This window comes from Bacillus sp. JJ634, from assembly GCF_036962285.1.
Lineage (GTDB): Bacteria > Bacillota > Bacilli > Bacillales > DSM-1321 > Peribacillus > Peribacillus asahii_A.
Map to the genome: position 1 here is coordinate 28,884 of NZ_JBALMU010000076.1, position 17,932 is coordinate 46,815.

Annotated in this window: 12 protein-coding genes; 6 read left to right on the forward strand and 6 right to left on the reverse strand. The window is 37.5% G+C overall.

Going from position 1 to position 17,932, the window contains the following annotated elements:
* Positions 1-123: 123 nt before the first annotated feature.
* Positions 124-3,609 (reverse strand): S8 family peptidase, encoded by a 3,486-nt coding sequence (locus V7068_RS12820; RefSeq protein WP_499713110.1) that lies wholly within the window; start codon positions 3,607-3,609, stop codon positions 124-126.
* Between the two features lie 194 nt (positions 3,610-3,803).
* A complete protein-coding gene (gene speD / locus V7068_RS12825; protein WP_499713111.1) occupies positions 3,804-5,111 on the reverse strand; it encodes an adenosylmethionine decarboxylase in 1,308 nt (435 codons plus the stop codon).
* Between the two features lie 207 nt (positions 5,112-5,318).
* Here speD and V7068_RS12830 point away from each other — a divergent pair, with 207 nt between their 5' ends.
* Entirely contained in the window at positions 5,319-6,593 is a 1,275-nt protein-coding gene (locus V7068_RS12830; RefSeq protein ID WP_499713112.1) for an S-adenosylmethionine decarboxylase related protein, read from the forward strand.
* A gap of 43 nt (positions 6,594-6,636) precedes the next feature.
* On the opposite strand, the gene V7068_RS12835 is transcribed toward V7068_RS12830, so the two are convergent.
* Positions 6,637-7,068: a ferritin-like domain-containing protein gene (locus V7068_RS12835; RefSeq protein WP_499713113.1), complete on the reverse strand. Its 432-nt coding sequence runs from the start codon at positions 7,066-7,068 to the stop codon at positions 6,637-6,639.
* A 219-nt stretch (positions 7,069-7,287) separates the two neighbouring features.
* Here V7068_RS12835 and V7068_RS12840 point away from each other — a divergent pair, with 219 nt between their 5' ends.
* The 4 genes from V7068_RS12840 (at position 7,288) to V7068_RS12855 (ending at position 11,981) form a co-directional block, all read left to right on the forward strand.
* Complete coding sequence (locus V7068_RS12840; RefSeq protein WP_375350000.1) at positions 7,288-7,836, forward strand: 3D domain-containing protein; 549 nt, start codon at positions 7,288-7,290, stop codon at positions 7,834-7,836.
* Positions 7,837-8,069: 233 nt separating this feature from the next.
* Positions 8,070-8,981 carry a ketopantoate reductase family protein gene (locus V7068_RS12845; RefSeq protein ID WP_499713114.1) on the forward strand — a complete coding sequence of 304 codons (912 nt, stop codon included), beginning with the start codon at positions 8,070-8,072 and terminating at the stop codon, positions 8,979-8,981.
* Between the two features lie 140 nt (positions 8,982-9,121).
* Complete coding sequence (locus V7068_RS12850) at positions 9,122-10,411, forward strand: dicarboxylate/amino acid:cation symporter (RefSeq protein ID WP_286676607.1); 1,290 nt, start codon at positions 9,122-9,124, stop codon at positions 10,409-10,411.
* A gap of 151 nt (positions 10,412-10,562) precedes the next feature.
* The gene (locus V7068_RS12855) at positions 10,563-11,981 is read left to right on the forward strand and encodes an NAD-dependent succinate-semialdehyde dehydrogenase (RefSeq protein WP_375350002.1); all 1,419 of its coding nucleotides are present in this window, start codon (positions 10,563-10,565) and stop codon (positions 11,979-11,981) included.
* Between the two features lie 39 nt (positions 11,982-12,020).
* Here V7068_RS12855 and V7068_RS12860 read toward each other — a convergent pair whose 3' ends face one another.
* The 3 genes from V7068_RS12860 to V7068_RS12870 form a co-directional block, all read right to left on the reverse strand.
* A complete protein-coding gene (locus V7068_RS12860; protein ID WP_499713115.1) occupies positions 12,021-12,962 on the reverse strand; it encodes an NAD-dependent epimerase/dehydratase family protein in 942 nt (313 codons plus the stop codon).
* An 80-nt stretch (positions 12,963-13,042) separates the two neighbouring features.
* On the reverse strand, positions 13,043-13,627 hold the full coding sequence (locus V7068_RS12865) for a TetR/AcrR family transcriptional regulator (RefSeq protein ID WP_499713116.1): 585 nt from the start codon (positions 13,625-13,627) through the stop codon (positions 13,043-13,045).
* Positions 13,628-13,805: 178 nt separating this feature from the next.
* Positions 13,806-16,889: an efflux RND transporter permease subunit gene (locus V7068_RS12870; RefSeq protein ID WP_499713117.1), complete on the reverse strand. Its 3,084-nt coding sequence runs from the start codon at positions 16,887-16,889 to the stop codon at positions 13,806-13,808.
* 98 nt (positions 16,890-16,987) lie between these two features.
* Here V7068_RS12870 and V7068_RS12875 point away from each other — a divergent pair, with 98 nt between their 5' ends.
* Entirely contained in the window at positions 16,988-17,821 is an 834-nt protein-coding gene (locus V7068_RS12875; RefSeq protein WP_499713118.1) for a TetR/AcrR family transcriptional regulator, read from the forward strand.
* The last annotated feature ends 111 nt before the right edge of the window (positions 17,822-17,932 follow it).

Here is a 17,932-nt window from a genome sequence, read left to right on the forward strand (position 1 = left end):
CGTTTTCCCAGCCATGCAAAAAAGCTGATTCAAGCTAGTCTTTGTGCGATGACTAGCTGAATCAGCTTTTTTGGACTATCCACTATATTTATCAACAATTTGGTACATTCATAGTTGTTTGTTTTATTTCATATTCACTTTTAATGTATACGGCTTAATACTTGCTTGACCGTTAGCATCACTGATTCTAATTTGGTACTTTCCTTTTTTCAAACTAAGGTTCAGCACTTCTGTATCACCTTGGAGATATAGATCAGATTGTTTAATACGCTTGCCATTTTGGTAAAGGCTAATTACACCATCTGTTTCTTTACCTGCAATTAACTGAATGCTTCCTGATGCATTCTTACTTAATTCAAAGTTATAATAGTCGGTATCTCCACCTGTGACTCCCGCATTAAAATACCCTTTGGAAGAATGAGATAGCGTGCTTTGTTTCTTTATGTTAATTGGCTTTTTCAGCGTAGATCCATCTTTTTTAGTCATGGAAACTAAATTAAATGTGTAAGGTATAATAGAGGAAACAAGGTTTGTATCATTTATCCCTGCTATCTCAATAAGATAGCTTTTACCCTTAACCATCTTAAATGAACCGCTTGAAAATCCTTGAGTTCCTTTTTGAATAACAGATATTACATGATCTTTATCTGGATCAAATGTACGGTTTTTATTTGTATCTTCAATAACCGCTGCTACTCCTTTATATTCACTGAGAAATGCCTTCTGATATTTTGCTTTCATGTTGGCTGTTACTTTAGAAGGCTCCACCGAAATGGCTTTGATTCCTGTTTCTTTTGCTGTGTAATAAAAGACGTCTGTATCATTTGGCATCGCAAAGTTCCCTTTAAAGGATGTTCCAGGCAGCTTTTTCACATTTTTATAATCGCTTGGTTCATATTGATCTTCTACATTGGTATTCAATTTCTTAGATGATAGATAGTAAGGATCAAATGAAACAGCACTTGAAGCCAACAGCGTATCACTATACACTTTTACAATATATCGCTTCCCGCGTTGCAGTCCTGTATACATTTGTTTATTCGCTTTCACACTAAATCCTTCTAATGCCACGTTCGTCACAACAGGAGCAGTGTAAAGAATTGGTTCTCCTTTTTCATCTTCCTCTTCTACAATTTCAAGAATTTCTGTTACAGGAATGGTGCCGCTTTTATGGCTCAATTCAAATTGATATAGAGCGGATTCAGTTGGCTCAATCAAAAAGTAATCCTCATCCATATCGTTTTGAATATAACCTGAGGCTTGTTTCCCAAGTGCATATGGACGGGCATTTTCAAGAATCGTCTGAATCATATCCGTTTGTTCATCAATAATAGATTCACCTGCGTCTTTCTCCACATCCACTAAATCTAATTCAGGTAATAAAGCGTTGCCGCTTCCCCCCATAAGCATATCTTTACTTAAGTAATCTTCATCTTCAATCGTCTCTTTACCTACTATTTCTAATTGATAAGGTAATAAAGAAGATTGTTTTTCTTGTACTTCAAGCGCAGTATCCAATCCTAGTAACATATTTAACAGCATTTCTATTAGATTAGAACTAACCGCATCTCCAGCCACTTTAATGACATATTCCTGATCAGGCTCTGCCACAAATGTTAATGTTTCTCCTTGGCTTGTCCCGTTACTATTTGCATAGAATTCTCCCTTAATAGCTCCTTCCCCTTCTAGTAACTCTCTTAATAAAGCTTGTTTGTCTTCCTCACTCATCTGCTCTTCTTCCGCGCTTTCTTCAGGAAAGAAATCGGCCAGATTATAAACGCCAATATCAGTGTTTAAACCAGGAATAGCAGAAAGGTTGATTTGAACGAGCTGTTGTTTATCTACTTTTAGCTTAAAATAATCATAATCACCTTGTTCTCCTGCTAAAGTAAAAGGTTGAGGTAACTTATAAGGCAAACGATCAACCTGTATCATATTTTCAATCGTTGTTTCGTCTTCCGGCAACTTAGCAGCTTTATTGACTGTTAACTTATAAGTAGACCTCTTGCGTCCGCTGTCATCAAAACTTGCATTGACATCTTTGACACCAATAACTACGGTCGCATCAAAAGGGGCTTGTATTAATTTCGCTTCTGAGCTTCCATCTTGTGTTTGATTGACTTCAAACGATTCTATCTTATTTTGTTTGCCATATAAATGGCCAATAATCTTATAATCATATTGCTTAGAGCCTTCTACTAGCGTTTGAATAGACTCTCCTTTTTTGACCTCAAATTTAACCCACTTTTGCTCAAAAGGCTTTGTAATAGTGCCCTCTCTAACTACTTGTTTAGTAGCATCAACCGCTTCTGCCTTAGCCAGAATTTCTGTCTTCGTCCATTCTTCCTTTACATATGTAGGTAATTTCTTCATATCAAACGATAATGCTCGAACGGGATTCACTAACCCGTTAGCATATGTCGTATCAAAACCTGAAGCTCCAAGGTTATCCGCCGTTTTCTCCAAAACATATTCTACTTGAGCCGGTGTCAGCTTTGGATATTTCGTCAATAAAAGCCCTGCGACTCCTGCCACTACAGGTGATGCCATTGATGTGCCGCTTGCGCTCATAAAAGTAGATTTCTTGCCCTTGTCATACAGCGTACTATAAACGTTTTCACCCGGTGCCACAACATCTACAGATGGACCATAATTTGAATACGAAGATAATTGCTTGTCCTCATTAATACTTCCTACACTAATAACTCCTTCATATGCGGCAGGATAACTAAGTGCATCCGTGCTTTCATTTCCAGCTGCCGCTACAATAATGACACCTTTCTTAATAGCTGTTTGAACCGCTGTTTCCATTAATGGTGTCGTCCCGGGTCCTCCTAAACTCATATTAATGACTTTAGCTCCCTTTTCTACAGCATAAAGAATACCTTCTGCTATACTTGCATCTGTTGCTCCTTCTTGCCCATCAAACACATCTACAGGCAAAATCTTCACATTTGGACTAATCCCATATCCGCCAATACCATTATTTTTTGCAGCTGCTATAATCCCTGAAACATGCGTGCCATGTTCCATCGGAATTGGTTGATTAGCCGGATTAGCTGCATTGTAACCTGGTAATAAAGCATTTTTTAAATCAGGATGCTTTGAGTCCGTTCCCGTATCCACAACAGCGACGGTAATTTTATTTTTACCGGCTAATTTTTGAGCTTTTTCTATTTGCAACATTGTGTGTTGATATTGTTGACTCGCTTTTGGATCAACAGAAGCAGTACTTTTATACAAAAAGCTAGGACTCACACTTTCTACTTTTCCAAGCTTTTGATATTTTCGCATCACTTCCGTCAAATTCGCTTTGTTTTTCACTTTGATTTCGGCATAGTTTAGCTGAGAAAATTGACGAACAACAGTCCCGCCTAACGCGCGATGCTCTGCTGCTGAAATCGGCTTACTATACTTAATCGTAAACGTCTCGTTGCTCATAGGTATTTTCTGTTCTAGCTGTTTTTTTTGGCTTGTCCCCTTATCTGATAACAATGAGGATATAGCACTCGTAGATTGTTCATTATACGCATTGGCAGGCATAGCTGTAGATACTAGGAGCAATGAACTTAATCCACTAGCAGCCAAAACTTTTTTTATCCTTTTCACCTTTAAAACCTCCCGCTGACATTCAAGTTTATAAATCTATTATACTACACAACCATATATTTTCAGGTAATTGGACAAAATCCTACCATTTAATAAAAAATTTGGCTTGTTAGCTATTTCCGTTTCCAAACAAAATAAGCTCTCTACTCAATAGGCAGAGAGCTTATTTTCATTACATTTGTATAAAGCTATCCCTATTTCTGTATTTCTTCTTCATACACTTTATGCAGCCTTAAGTTACTTACCTCATTAACAATTGCATGCTGTCTCTCAGATAAAATAGTTGGAGAAAGATTGAATAAATGAGTCATATTCTTTGGAAGAGCCTCATGCGGCACAGATATCTCCGGAATTTCTTCTGAAAGTTCTTTCTTTGTCGCCAAATGGAACCCCCATACACCAAATGAAGGAACAAGGATTTTATACCCACGTGTATAGAAACCGGCTGCTTCAATCGTTTTGCCAATACTCCAAAATAAGCGCGGTGCTTCTTCAGGTGAGTTCGATTGACACACTAATACACCGTCTTCTGCTAAAAGAAGCGCTACCTTGGAAAATAACTCCTTTGTATATAAAGAACTAATAATCGAATCACTAGGATCGGGGAAATCAATAATGATGACATCATACGGCTCTAGCTTTCCTGAGATATAGCCTTTAGCATCCTCGATATGAACAGTTACTTTCTCATCTAAAAAAGAACGCTCATTTTGGACTAACAGGGCTGGATGCGTTTTAGCAAGCTGAACCATTTTAGGATCGATATCAACAAGATCTACATGCTCAACATTTGGATATTTGAGAATTTCACGTACAGCTAGTCCATCTCCTCCACCTAAAACAAGAACCCGTTTTGGAGACGCTGCTAACTCCATAGCCGGGAATACTAGCGCTTCATGATAATATCTTTCATCTAAAGAAGAAAACTGTAACTCCTGATTTAAATATAGACGAATATCCGTCGTTTCAATGAGAAGAAGGTCTTGAAATGGGCTAGCTCCATGATAAAGGATATTATGATTGCCTTTCAGCGTTGCCTTTAAGTAAGCCCGATCCCACTCATTTCCTATATCGTTCTTTACACGGATATCACTTTTTTCTTTCACTAAAGTATCCGAAAGAATATCCAGCTCCTTCATATTAGAAGGTCTATGAACGATGTCATGCCCACGTACAATCTCATGAACAGAAGCACGTTTCGCTTCCAATTTCAACAAAAGCTCTCTTAATACCGGCCACAGTTTTTGATCTCCACACGTATATAAATCCAAAGCAGCGTACCCGTGTTCCGGCCAAGTATGAATAGAAAGATGAGACGTTGAAAGCACAATGACACCTGTTACTCCTTGAGGTGAAAAGGAATGAAAATAAGTAGATAAAATCTCCATCCCTAAATCTTCGACTGCTTTTATAAGAAATTCCTTTAATACATCTTCCTGATTCAAAATATTCGCCTGGCACTGGAACGCATCAATAACAAAATGTTGTCCTTTTGTGTCCACTGAATCACTTCCTTCTTCACTTTCCATACTGTATGCTTATACCGATTGGCCAGCTTGTACTATCCCCTATTTTTATTAAATAATATTTTTAAGCATATTCATCCATACCCTTTTGATTATTCATACATATTCATATAAAGGCTATGTTTATAAAACTATTGACTATAACAAAGCCTACGAAAAAAACAAAGATTGGATGAATGTTAAATGAATAACACTTCTACAGTTATCACTCTTCTAGGAAGTTCAGGCGGGGTTGCCAAATCTATACTTTCTATCTTAAATAAATCAGCGGTCGACAAAAAAGATCCGCTGCATCCCTTGATTCAGAACTCTACTCTTCATTTAATAGATAATAAGCAAAAAGATATCAGCTACTACCACAATCTATTCCCTAACCTCTCTACTAAATGTGTCATTCATCAATTTGATTTACAAGATACGGATCACTTCACCCAACATCTCTCACGCACCCAAACCTCTATTGTTATTGATGTATCATGGGCAGATACAGTCACGATGCTTGCTTGCTGTAATCAACTTGGAGTTAAGTATGTCAATTCCGCTTTAGAATGCGCTATGGTTGATGAAAATGAAGAATTATATGAAGGATTTCCTTTGATTGAGAGAATTCGATATTTTGAAGCATATAAGAATCAATTCTTAAATACGACCGCGATTATTGGCTCAGGCATGAATCCAGGTGTTGTACAATGGATGGCCATCGAATTGTTAACTAAAAGCTCAGAGCCCCCGCTCGGCTGCTATATTGTTGAGCACGACACTTCCTTCTATAAGAATCCTCAATACGCTAAACCAGGTGTAATCTATACAACTTGGGCACCTGAATGCTTCCTAGATGAAGCGATTCTCAGTTACCCGATGTTCATGCAGCATCATACTCCCCTCTTTTTATATGAACAAGTATACAATCTTGAATTTCAGGTTACTTTAGGGGACAAGCAGTTTGATGGATGTTTAATGCCCCATGAAGAAGTATATACGTTAGGTCAGCTGTATAATATGGAAAGTGGTTTTTTGTATAAAGTCAATGATCATACGACAGAACTCATTCGCTCTAAGCTTGATCATGTTCAACAATTATGGGATCATGAAATGAAAGTTCTCGATCCCCTTGAGGCGCCGCTCGAAGGAGAAGATTTAGTGGGCGTCCTGCTCGTCTATCCCGATAGAGAACGCTATATGTATAATGTTACGGATAATCATTCTATTTATAGTAAATACAAAACAAACGCTACTTATTTTCAAGTAGCTTGTGGCATCTATTCTGCTTTAACCGTTCTCTTATTAGATTCCATCCCAAAAGGGATTTATTATGTAGATGAGCTGCTATTAAAAACCAACAATCAATATGGACAATATTTACAATATTACATGCCAACATTTATTACAGGAGAAAATAATCAAACGGACGGTTTGCTATTACAAAGAATGAAAAAAATAAATAAACCGCAGCCATAATATAAGACAAGCTCTCTGGCCTTTCTTGCAGAGAGCTTTTTTTCTATTGATGTCCCATTAAAAAATATAAAAACCAAACAGCGTGATTTTGTTCATCTGCTGCTGCTCTTTTAAAAGCCGATTGAATCGTCGAATCACTTGTACCACTAGCGATATCATAATAAAAATCAACCGTTTCTTGCTCATCTATGAACGCTGCTCTAATTGCCTCGACATACGAATGCGGGCACGAAGGTTGTTTTTCAATTTGAGGTTGAGTGCCTGTTAGTTGTTGATACATCTGCGAAAACGTCTCAAAATGACGAATCTCATCTTGCCGAATTTCTGTTACTACTTCCCTTACTTTCTGTGATGGAGCCATCTGAATAATCTCTCCATAGCAATGTATAGCCTCGTATTCCCCATTAATTGCTTTTAAAATCTGATTAGACAAAACGGACTGCTGGCCCCAATTGTTAATGGCGTAATAATGCATAATAGTCTCCCTCTTCTTTACTTTTTCATACGATATGCACCTCCAAAAAATACGTGATTACCCACTAAAAGTAAAATTTGTTATATATATCATTGTTTCATTTATTACAAAATGACGTTATTCGACATCTTTTTGTAATAAAAATAGTATTCCAGTGAAACACCGCTGTTACATTAAGCTGTTATTCTAAGACTACGATTTAAAACAAAGGAGATTATTATGAAAAAAACACTAATTACGATGATAACAGCTTGTTTTCTAGTATTTGGGTTTTCCGGAGTTTCATCGGCCGCTAGTACATACACTGTAAAAAAAGGCGACACATTATGGAATATCGCAAATAAACATAACGTAACCGTGGGACAGCTTAAGAGCTGGAATGGTCTAAAAAATAATACAATTAAACCAAAACAAGTTTTAAAAGTTACAAAAACAACAAAAAAAGCTACAGTTAAAAAAGCATCTACATCAAAAAGCTACAAAACATATACTGTGAAAGCAACAGCTTACACAGCTAACTGTAAAAATTGCAGCGGTATTACTGCAACAGGATTGAACTTAAAGAAAAATCCAAACGTGAAAGCAATTTCCGTTGATCCAAAGTTGATTCCACTTGGATCAAAAGTATATGTGGAAGGCTATGGAACAGCAATTGCAGCTGACACAGGTGGAGCTATCAAAGGAAAGAAGATTGATGTTTTCATATCTTCCAAATCTAAAGCTCTTAATTGGGGCGTAAAAACTGTTAAAATCAAAGTATATCAATAATTATACAGAACCGAATTGTGAACAATGTCGTTCCGATTCGGTTTTTTGTTGCATTAAAGAGCAATATTCGACTAGTACAGTCTCCCTTCTCTATTATCAACTTCTCCTCATCCCGAATTAGAAATCTTACAGTCTGTTAATTCTCTATAAAATCTAAATACCAGGAAAATTATGTCATCTCTTTCTGGATATGTGATATGATTTACATAATACTAATAGGAGAGGTGTTTATTTTGAAGATTGTTATTGTAGGAGCAGGAGCAGTTGGAGCCTATTTTGGAGCTCGTCTTGAAGAAACTGGCCAGCATGTTACATTTCTCGTTCGTAAAACTCGCGCTCGCCAATTAGAAGAAGAAGGTTTACATATTACAAGTCCACATGGGAATTATCTATTTAATCAGCTAAATCTTGTTGAAGATGTTAATCAAATTGAACATGCCGATTTAGTTATTCTCTCTGTAAAAGGCTACCATCTAGAAGGTACCCTGCCCGCTTTACAAACGCTTGTGGAACGTGGAGCTAAAATCCTGCCCCTTTTAAATGGATTAGAGCATATCCCTATTCTTCAAGAGCAATTTGGAGAAGAAGCTGTACTTGGAGGCTTTGCTTATATTATCACAACCTTAAACGAAAAAGGTCATGTGATTCATTCCAGCCAAAATCATGACTTAATATTTGGCCCTTTACACCCTTCACAAACAGGCTTTTGTGAAGAGCTTGAACAAGTGATGAGCACAGCTGTAATCGATGCTCGTCAGTCTAAACAAATTCTGATGAGAATGTGGAATAAATATATGTTCATTACAGCTTTTTCAGGCGTAACAACCGCCGCGAATCTACCAATCGGTCCAATCCGGCAATCTCCTTCCACTTTCAACTTATTGCATAAAGTGCTGATTGAGATGAAAAATCTAGCTAATGCGTATCACGTTTCAATTAGTGAAGAGCAACTAAATCAAGCTGTCACTAATTTACAAACGTTACCACACGAATCTACTTCTTCCATGCACCAAGATCGTCGAAAAGGTTTAACATTAGAAGTCGAACATTTACAAGGCGGTGCCTTACGATTAGCCAATAAAGCTGGGATTCAATTGCCTGTTATTGAAACTCTTTATGGACTTATTAAACCTTTTGAACATTAGAATTCAAGCTATCCTTATATAGGGATAGCTTTTTTGCATGTTAAAATAACCAATTCCATCCAGAACAAAAAGACCAAAAAGAACAATATCACCAAAAAAAATATCATTCTCCTCCACCTGTTACAATGTAGACAGTTGTAATGAACCTATTATATAACAAAGGAGAATGCATCTTGAAAATTCTAAAAAATTTAACAGTTCAAGTTGTACTTGGTATCGTTCTCGGTATTGCAGTCGGATACTTCTTCCCGGCTTTTGGTGCTGAGTTAAAAGTATTAGCTGACTGGTTTATTAAATTAATTAAAATGGTAATCGCTCCAATCATCTTCTTTACCGTTGTAATCGGAATCGGCGGCATGGGTGATATGAAGAAGATTGGCCGAATCGGTGGGAAAGCTTTATTGTATTTTGAAATCGTTTCCACGATTGCTCTTGCTATTGGAATTATCGTTGTAAACGTGTGGGGCCCTGGTAAAGGATTTAATATGAGCGCTGTAGAAGACGCCGGTGCTGATGTTTCTCAATACACAACAGCGGCTGCAGAATCAGAGCATGGCGCTATCGCCTTTATTTCAAGCATTATTCCAGATAACGCAGTTGCAGCAATGGCTGGCGGTCAATTGCTACCAATATTATTGTTTGCGATTCTATTTGGTCTTTCACTTGCAGCTATGGGTGAAAAAGGAAAACCAGTTGTCACACTATTCCAACAATTGGCGGATGTTTTCTTCGGAATTGTTGGTATGGTAATGAAAATTTCACCACTTGCAGCATTTGGTGCAATGGCATACACAATCGGGAAATTCGGTCTTGGTTCACTTAGTTCGTTAGCTCAATTAATGGGTGCCGTTTATCTAACAATGTTCCTATTTATCGTCTTTGTTCTAGGTAGTATTGCAAAAGCATATGGCTTTAACATTTTCAAATTTATCGCTTACATCAAACACGAAATTATGCTTGTAGTCGGAACATCTTCATCTGAGTCGGCTCTTCCTAGTATGATGAACAAGCTTGAAAAATACGGTTGTTCAAAACCAGTTGTTGGGTTAGTTGTACCAACTGGGTACTCTTTCAATCTTGATGGTACATCCATCTACTTATCAATGGCTGCTATCTTTATTGCACAAGCCTACGGAGTTGATTTAACAATCTGGCAAGAAATCACTCTACTTGGGATTTTAATGCTAACATCTAAAGGTGCAGCTGGTGTAACTGGTTCCGGTTTCATCACACTTGCCGCTACATTAGCAGCATTCCCAATGATTCCTGTTGAAGGTATGGCTCTTCTATTAGGTGTGGACCGTTTCATGTCGGAAGCACGTGCGGTTACAAACTTAATTGGTAACGGTGTTGCAACAGTTGTTATCTCTAAATCAGAAAAAGAATTTGATCCTAATAAAGCAAACGTAGAGGCAGACACTGCTGCCTAAATATCTTCTCAAAACAGCTGTCCTTTTTAAAGGGCAGCTGTTTATTTGTTCTGATAAGCCTTCTTTATTTAATAGATTCTTCATTATATATATAATAGATAATAACTAGCATGTTTTACTATACATAATCATATATAGGGAGGTTTTTCATATGAAGCAATACGATTTATACATCAATGGAGAATGGTCTGATTTTGGACTCGAACGCATGGATGTAACGAACCCAGCGACGAACGAAGTCATTGCTACTATACCTATCGGCGGGGCCAATGAAGCTAAAAAAGCTACCGATGCGGCTTATGAAGCACTTAAAAGCTGGTCTGCTCTCTCAGTCTATGAACGTGCTGATTTGATTTGGAAATGGTATCACTTAATTGATGCTAATAAAGAAGAAATTGCAAAGATTATGACAGAAGAACAAGGGAAACCATTAAAAGAGGCTATCGGCGAAATGACCTATGCAAACGGCTTTCTTTCTTGGTTTGCAGAAGAAGGAAAACGCGTATATGGAGAAATGATTCCAGCGACACAATCGAATAAACGTCTATTCGTCTCCAAGCAGCCTGTAGGTGTAGTTGCTGTCATCACGCCATGGAATTTCCCAGCAGCTATGATTACACGTAAAGTAGCACCAGCACTCGTCGTTGGCTGTACAGTTGTCATCAAACCAGCAAACCTAACACCCATTACAGCTCTAAAAATTGTCGAACTTGCAGAGCAAGCTGGGATTCCAAAAGGAGTCATCAACCTTGTCACTGGCAAGTCATCCGAAATTGGCGACACATGGCTTCAAGACCCTCGCGTTCGCAAATTGACGTTTACTGGCTCTACCGAAGTAGGAAAAACATTAATGAAAGGCTCTGCCGAAACCGTTAAAAAAATTTCTTTGGAACTGGGTGGACACGCCCCTTCTATCGTCTTAGAAGATGCAGATTTAGAAAAGGCTGTGAATGGTGTAATTAGCTCTAAATTCCGGAACGCTGGTCAAACATGCGTCTGCTCGAACCGAATATACGTACATGAATCGATTTATAATCAGTTCATCGAAACATTTGTTGCTAAAGTAAAAGAGTTAAAAGTAGGAAACGGTCTTGAACAAGGGGTCGATATTGGTCCACTCATCGACCAGCATGCAGTTGATAAAGTATTAGCTCATATTGAGGATGCTGTTCGTCGTGGCGCTAAGCTTGAAACAGGCGGAAAAGTAGTGAATGGTCTATTTTTAGAACCGACTGTTCTTTCAAACATCGATGACAGCATGCTCTGTATGACAGAAGAAACATTTGGTCCGCTTGCACCGATTACTTCCTTTAAAACGGAAGAAGAAGTCATTGAACGAGCGAACAGCTCCATCTATGGGTTAGCGGCCTACGTATTTACTGAAAATATTAGCCGCGGCATCCGTGTTGTTGAAGCGCTGGAATTCGGTATTGTCGGTTTAAATGATGGTCTACCGTCCACTCCTCAAGCTCCATTTGGCGGGTTTAAACAAAGTGGACTAGGTCGCGAAGGCGGACACCAAGGGATTGAAGAGTTTTTAGAAACAAAATATATTTCACTCGGATTATAAATACAAGAACATTCAGCTTATATCCGAAATAACAGCCTATCAACTAGTTAGGCTGTTATTTTTTATGCTTAATAACGTTTGTTTAATTCCTTCTTCATATGGCGTTTTTGGTACAGGACCAATTGCTCGTTCATATTTATCACCATTTAACACAACAGGCTCTTCGTTTAAGTAATACATTTCTACATACTCTCTCATAAAAGAATCAAATACCCCTATGAAGCGAATCATATTTTTACTGACAGTAGAGACCTTTTTGTTATACCCTGTAACCTGCTTAGCAATCCTTATAATGTCTGTTCCTGTAATTGTCCCTGCCCCGGGGATATTCCAACTCTCCCCATCAAAGCGATTTTGAAACGCTAATTCAACAATTGCTTTTGCTCCATCTGGTGTATAAATAAATTCCCTGGCTAACATTTGATTGCCTATATACCTTGCTTTTTTATTCTGAATCATTGCTTGAAATGTATAATTGAGCAATGTACTTCCAGCGTTCGGTCCATAAAAATCTGGAAGATGCGTAATCAAAAGTGGTACACGTGACTGCTTCGCCATCTGCTCTAACTGTAAACGAATATTCCCTTTTTTCGTATGTGGTTTTTTCTTTACTTCCTCTGTAACAGGAACGCCATAACTTCTTCCATATGCATAAATATTATCTATCATCACAAGCTTCGTTCCTGTTTTCTTTACTGCCTCTAAAATATTGGTCAGTAATAGCGGCTGCTTTTCCTGCCATTCTGGATAAGGGATATTAATAGCATGGAATACAACATCTACACCTTCTGCAGCCTTCTCTACATCATCTTGTTGAAATACATCACCGATTGTTACCTTCACTGGCTGATTTCCAAATAGCTTATTTAACTGATCCCCACTTCGGGCAAAAGCAGTTACTTCGACTCCTCTATTCACCAATTCATAAACAAGTGCACTTCCTATACTTCCCGTCGCGCCCAATACAAGTGCTTTTTTCAAGTGATTCACTCCCTTTTATTAATTGACCATTGGTCAATTAATTGCTGAAAAAATACGCCCTTAGGCGATTTTTTCAGCAATTATCCCTCTTCTTCTATACCAAGACCTTTTAGCATAAATGTGACATGAGTCTTTGCTACCCCTTCCACTTCCTCATATGTTTGCTCATTACGACAATGAACGCTGACAAAGCCATGAACCGCTAAAAAAACAGACCAGATTGCTTGAGCGGTTACTCGCCAGTCACATAATGTTGACAAAGCTTGTGCAAATTGCTCATAGCTTTCCGCTGGAGCCAGTTGTAAATGCTGCTGGATATCGCGGTTTCTTGTTAAAAACATCAGTTCATAATGATTCGGATAATCTAAACCAAATTGAATAAATCGCAACAGGATTTTCTTTACTTTCTCCGTGTTCGTCAGCTGTTCATTCATAATTTCGATTAATAAATGATTTAATAAAGAGAAATCCTTAGCAACAATTGCATAAAATAGTTCCGCTTTATTTTGAAAATGATAATAAAGCGCACCATGAGAATACCCTAATGCCTGCGCGATTTTTCTCATAGATACGTGCTGATAGCCAGATTGCGCAAATAAAGTTCTTGCAGTATCAATAATCATACTTCTTGTTAATTCTTGTTCAACGGATTTTCTAGGTGACATCTTTTACTCCTTTTATTGACCATTGGTTAATAAATATTATATGCATTTATTCCATATATGTAAATAAGAGGAATGATAAAACCGAGCCCATTTCTTTATAAATGAAGAAGCACTATAAAAGCGCGTACCGGAATGACCATCCGACACGCGCTTTATGTTGTAAACCAAGCTTTTACGATTAGTTTTCTTCTATTTCTTTACGGTTCTTCTTAAATAGTTTAGATAATACTTCATATACAATCGGTACGATAATTAACGTCAGTAACGTAGAACTTGCTAAACCGCCGATTACTGTAATACCTAGTCCTTTTGAAATTAAACCGCCGCCACCAGAGCCAATTGCTAGTGGAATTAATGCACCGATTGTTGCAATAGCTGTCATTAAGATTGGGCGTAGACGCGTTGCTCCTGCTTCAAGGATAGCCTCACGCATCGGCATACCTTCACGTTCCATATGAATGATTCGATCTACAAGTACGATTGCGTTTGTTACAACGATACCGATTAACATGAGTAGACCCATCATTACTGATACAGAGATTGTTTCACCTGCAATTAATAAGCCGACAAATGAACCGATAACTGCAAATGGTAATGAGAAAAGAATCACAAATGGCGCTAAACCTTCACCGAATGTGACAACTAAGATAAAGTATACAATTGCAATCGCTGCAATCATTGCAAGACCTAGTTGTGTGAATGTTTCATTAATGTCAGCTGTTACACCAGCAACACCTAGTTCAACCCCATTTGGTAGGTCTAATTTATCAATCTCTTTATCCACTTCAGCCGATACTTTTGAAATATCATCGCCTAAAACCGTACCAGATACTGTCGCATAGTATTCACCTTTACTACGAGAAAGCGTATTTAAAGCGAACCCTTCTTCTACCTTTACGATTTCTGAAAGCTCCACTGTTTTTCCTGAAGCGGTTGGCACTTCTTTTTCAAGCATATCATCAATGGATTTAGGTGCTGCTTCAGCTTCTTGTTGTACAATGACTTCTAACGTGTTTCCGTCTTTTTCAACTGTTGTTAATACATTTTGTTGCGTATGCGGGCTTAACATCTGCACAATTTGTCCTGTTGTTAAACCATATTGTAATAGTTCATCTTGTTCTACTTTGAATGTAAATTCTTCATAGCTTTCTTCTGCGCTAGATGACACATCTTTTAAGCCGTCATTATCTGCTAATACTTTTTCTACCATTCCTACAGCTTCATTTAAGTCATCTAAATCTTCACTGTAGAATGTGTAGCTAATTTCATTGCTCGAAACGGAACCTGCTGAGAAGTTTTGACTCTTCCATTCGCCTGTTTGACCGATATTAAATACATAGTCTTCAATTTCTGCTTTTACATCCGCAAAGTTTTCTGTGTCTGGGTCAAAGATTAAATACATTAACCCACCGCCAGACCCTCCACCCATCATAACCGCTGTTGGATCAGTACTATTTGTAATAGAAACTTGAACAATATCAATTTCATCACGCTTAAGCATTTTTTCTTCAACGGCTGCCATATTGGCTAAAGTCTCTTCTTCGAGTTCACCAGCTTTTGGTGTGTATGTTAAATACATCACTTTCTCTTCTTCACTACCTAAGAAGCTAAAGCCAATAAGTGGTGTTAACATTAAACTTCCTACTAACATCGCTACAGCAACTACAGAAGTGACAATTTTATGGTTTAATGTCCATTTAAGAATTCCTTTATACCACTTTGACAGTTTCCCTTGTTCTTTATGATGTCCTTCTGCTTTCTCACTATATAATTTTTTCTTAAACAAGAAATGAGAAAGAGCTGGAACGATTGTAATAGCGACAATTAACGATGCTCCAAGCGCAAACGTCATTGTCAATGCAAATGGCATAAACAGCTCTCCAACCATACCACCTACAAAGATGAGTGGTGCGAATACCGCAACCGTTACTAATGTAGACGACAAGATTGGTTTAAACATTTCAATCGTCGCTTCACGAACTAACGCCCGCCCTGACAACTTCTCTTCTTTTAAATGCAAACGACGATAAATGTTTTCTACTACCACGATCGAGTCATCAATCACACGACCAATCGCAACCGTAATCGCACCGAGCGTCATAATATTTAACGTAATATCCATCCAGTTTAATAATAATAACGCCATGAAAATTGAAACTGGAATGGAGACAATCGAAATAATCGTTGATTTGAAGTCACGTAAGAATAGCAAAATGATTAAAACAGCAATTAAACCGCCAAATACTGCTTTCTCAATCATTGTTGTAACGGATTCCTCGATTGGGGCACCTTGGTCAAGTGTTATATCAACAACAAGTCCGTCAATGCTCTTCTCTTCTTCTTTCATTAACTCTTTTACCTCATTAACAACTGTTACAGTGTTTGCATCTTGTGCTTTTACGATTTGAATCGCAATGGCTTCTTCACCATTCGTACGAGATACAGACTCCACTTTCCCAACTACTTCAATTTTTGCAATGTCACCAAGTTCTACAACTGGTGCTGGGTTTGCAGCTGATGGTGTTACCGGAATTAACATTTCCTTTAACTCATTTGCTGTCATGAACTTCCCGTCAACGGAAACCGCTTGTTCTGATTCTTCAAACTCAAATAGACCTAGCGATACGGCCATATCACTTGCTTGAATCATCTTTTCAACGTCTTCTTCTGTCACACCTAAAGAAGCCATTTTTTCTTCATCGTATGTTAATTCAACTTCTTCAATATGTTGACCGGTAATTGTTGCAGAAGCAACACCGTCAATTTTCTCAATCTTTGGCAATAAACTTTCTTCGACTGTCTTTGTTAGCCCGACAATGTCTCCTTCCGTACTGCTTACACTTAATGCAACAACAGGCATCATATTCATACTAATCTTAGAAATTGATGGTTCTTCGACACTTTCAGGCAGTGACACTGTATCAAGCACAGCTTGGATTTCACGCTTTGCTTCATCCATATCTTTTTCATAATCATACTCTACCTGCAGGCTTGCCATGTTAGAATATGAATTTGAGTAAATAGCTTTTACTCCTTCTAAGCTTTCAAGTGTTTTCTCTAATGGTATAGACACATCATCCATTACTTTTTCAGGAGTTGCACCCGGATACACTGCTGTTACCATTAAATATGGAATTGAGATATCTGGTATCGTCTCCATTTTCATTCGTGTACCGGAATAAATTCCTGAGACAGTGATGATAATTGTCAGTAACCAAACTGCTAGTTTATTTTTCAAGACAAAATTAACTAAACTTTTCACCTTTGCACCTGCCTTTAATTGACTTGTTCAATTCAATTATTTATACTAATGACTAATCAGTCAATTGTCAATAAATTATGTAGGAGCGATTTTAATAGATGGTCAAAAAACAATTAATAATGGATAAAGCATTGGAGCTATTTTCAGAGCAAGGCTTCGAGGCAACTTCTGTTCAACAAATTACGGAGCACTGCGGTATCTCAAAAGGAGCTTTTTACCTTTCATTTAAATCAAAGGACGAATTAATTCTGGCATTAATTGATTACTTTATGATGCAAATCACAGCTGATATTGACCAGTCAGTCAGAAATTGTTCAAACAAGGAAGAACTTCTTTATGTATTCTACTTCACAACATTCCGTTCTTTCAGTAAACATTCAGCTTTCGCTAAAATGTTTCTTAAAGAACAAACACAAACCTTTAATGAGGAACTAATCTCTAAACATGATTACTATGACAGTCACATTAATGAAAGCATCCTGTATATATTAGATCAATTATATGGTGAACAGATTGAGGAAACGAAATACGATTTATTAATTTGTATTAAAGGGTTTATACAAATTTACTCAGGCTTGTATCTTCGCTTTAATTTACCGTTAGATATAGATTCATTAACTAAATCACTCGTCGAAAAAACAGCTTTACTAGCTCAACATTCAACAATCCCTTTCATTTCAGGAGATATTATACGTATTATTAAAGAACCTATACATGAACAGGTAACAACAGAACATATTGCTGCACTAATTGAACAAAAAATCGGTGATATCGAAAATCCAATTGAGCAAGAATCGCTACAAATTCTAAAAGATAATCTATTCAAAACAAATACAAGCCTAGCTATTACAAAGGGCTTGTTAGAGAACATTAAAAACAACCCACATTGCAAGTGGATTTCGTATTTAATTCGTGAATATTATCAATTATAAAGAACGTGTTCGAACGTTTTTTATTATATCCTGTTTATTTGCAGATGGCTTTGTTAATTAAATATTGTTGATCTATACAATTTTTGACCCATGCGTGTGAAACCGCGGTTT

Bases quoted from the DNA above. Each gene is read 5' to 3' on its own strand.
- V7068_RS12840 (WP_375350000.1), top strand. From the start codon at position 7,288: ATGAAAAAAACACTAATTACGATGATAACAGCTTGTTTTCTAGTATTT.
- V7068_RS12835 (WP_499713113.1), bottom strand. From the start codon at position 7,068: ATGCATTATTACGCCATTAACAATTGGGGCCAGCAGTCCGTTTTGTCT.
- V7068_RS12865 (WP_499713116.1), bottom strand. From the start codon at position 13,627: ATGTCACCTAGAAAATCCGTTGAACAAGAATTAACAAGAAGTATGATT.
- V7068_RS12855 (WP_375350002.1), top strand. From the start codon at position 10,563: ATGAAGCAATACGATTTATACATCAATGGAGAATGGTCTGATTTTGGA.
- V7068_RS12830 (WP_499713112.1), top strand. From the start codon at position 5,319: ATGAATAACACTTCTACAGTTATCACTCTTCTAGGAAGTTCAGGCGGG.
- V7068_RS12850 (WP_286676607.1), top strand. From the start codon at position 9,122: ATGAACCTATTATATAACAAAGGAGAATGCATCTTGAAAATTCTAAAA.
- V7068_RS12875 (WP_499713118.1), top strand. From the start codon at position 16,988: ATGGTCAAAAAACAATTAATAATGGATAAAGCATTGGAGCTATTTTCA.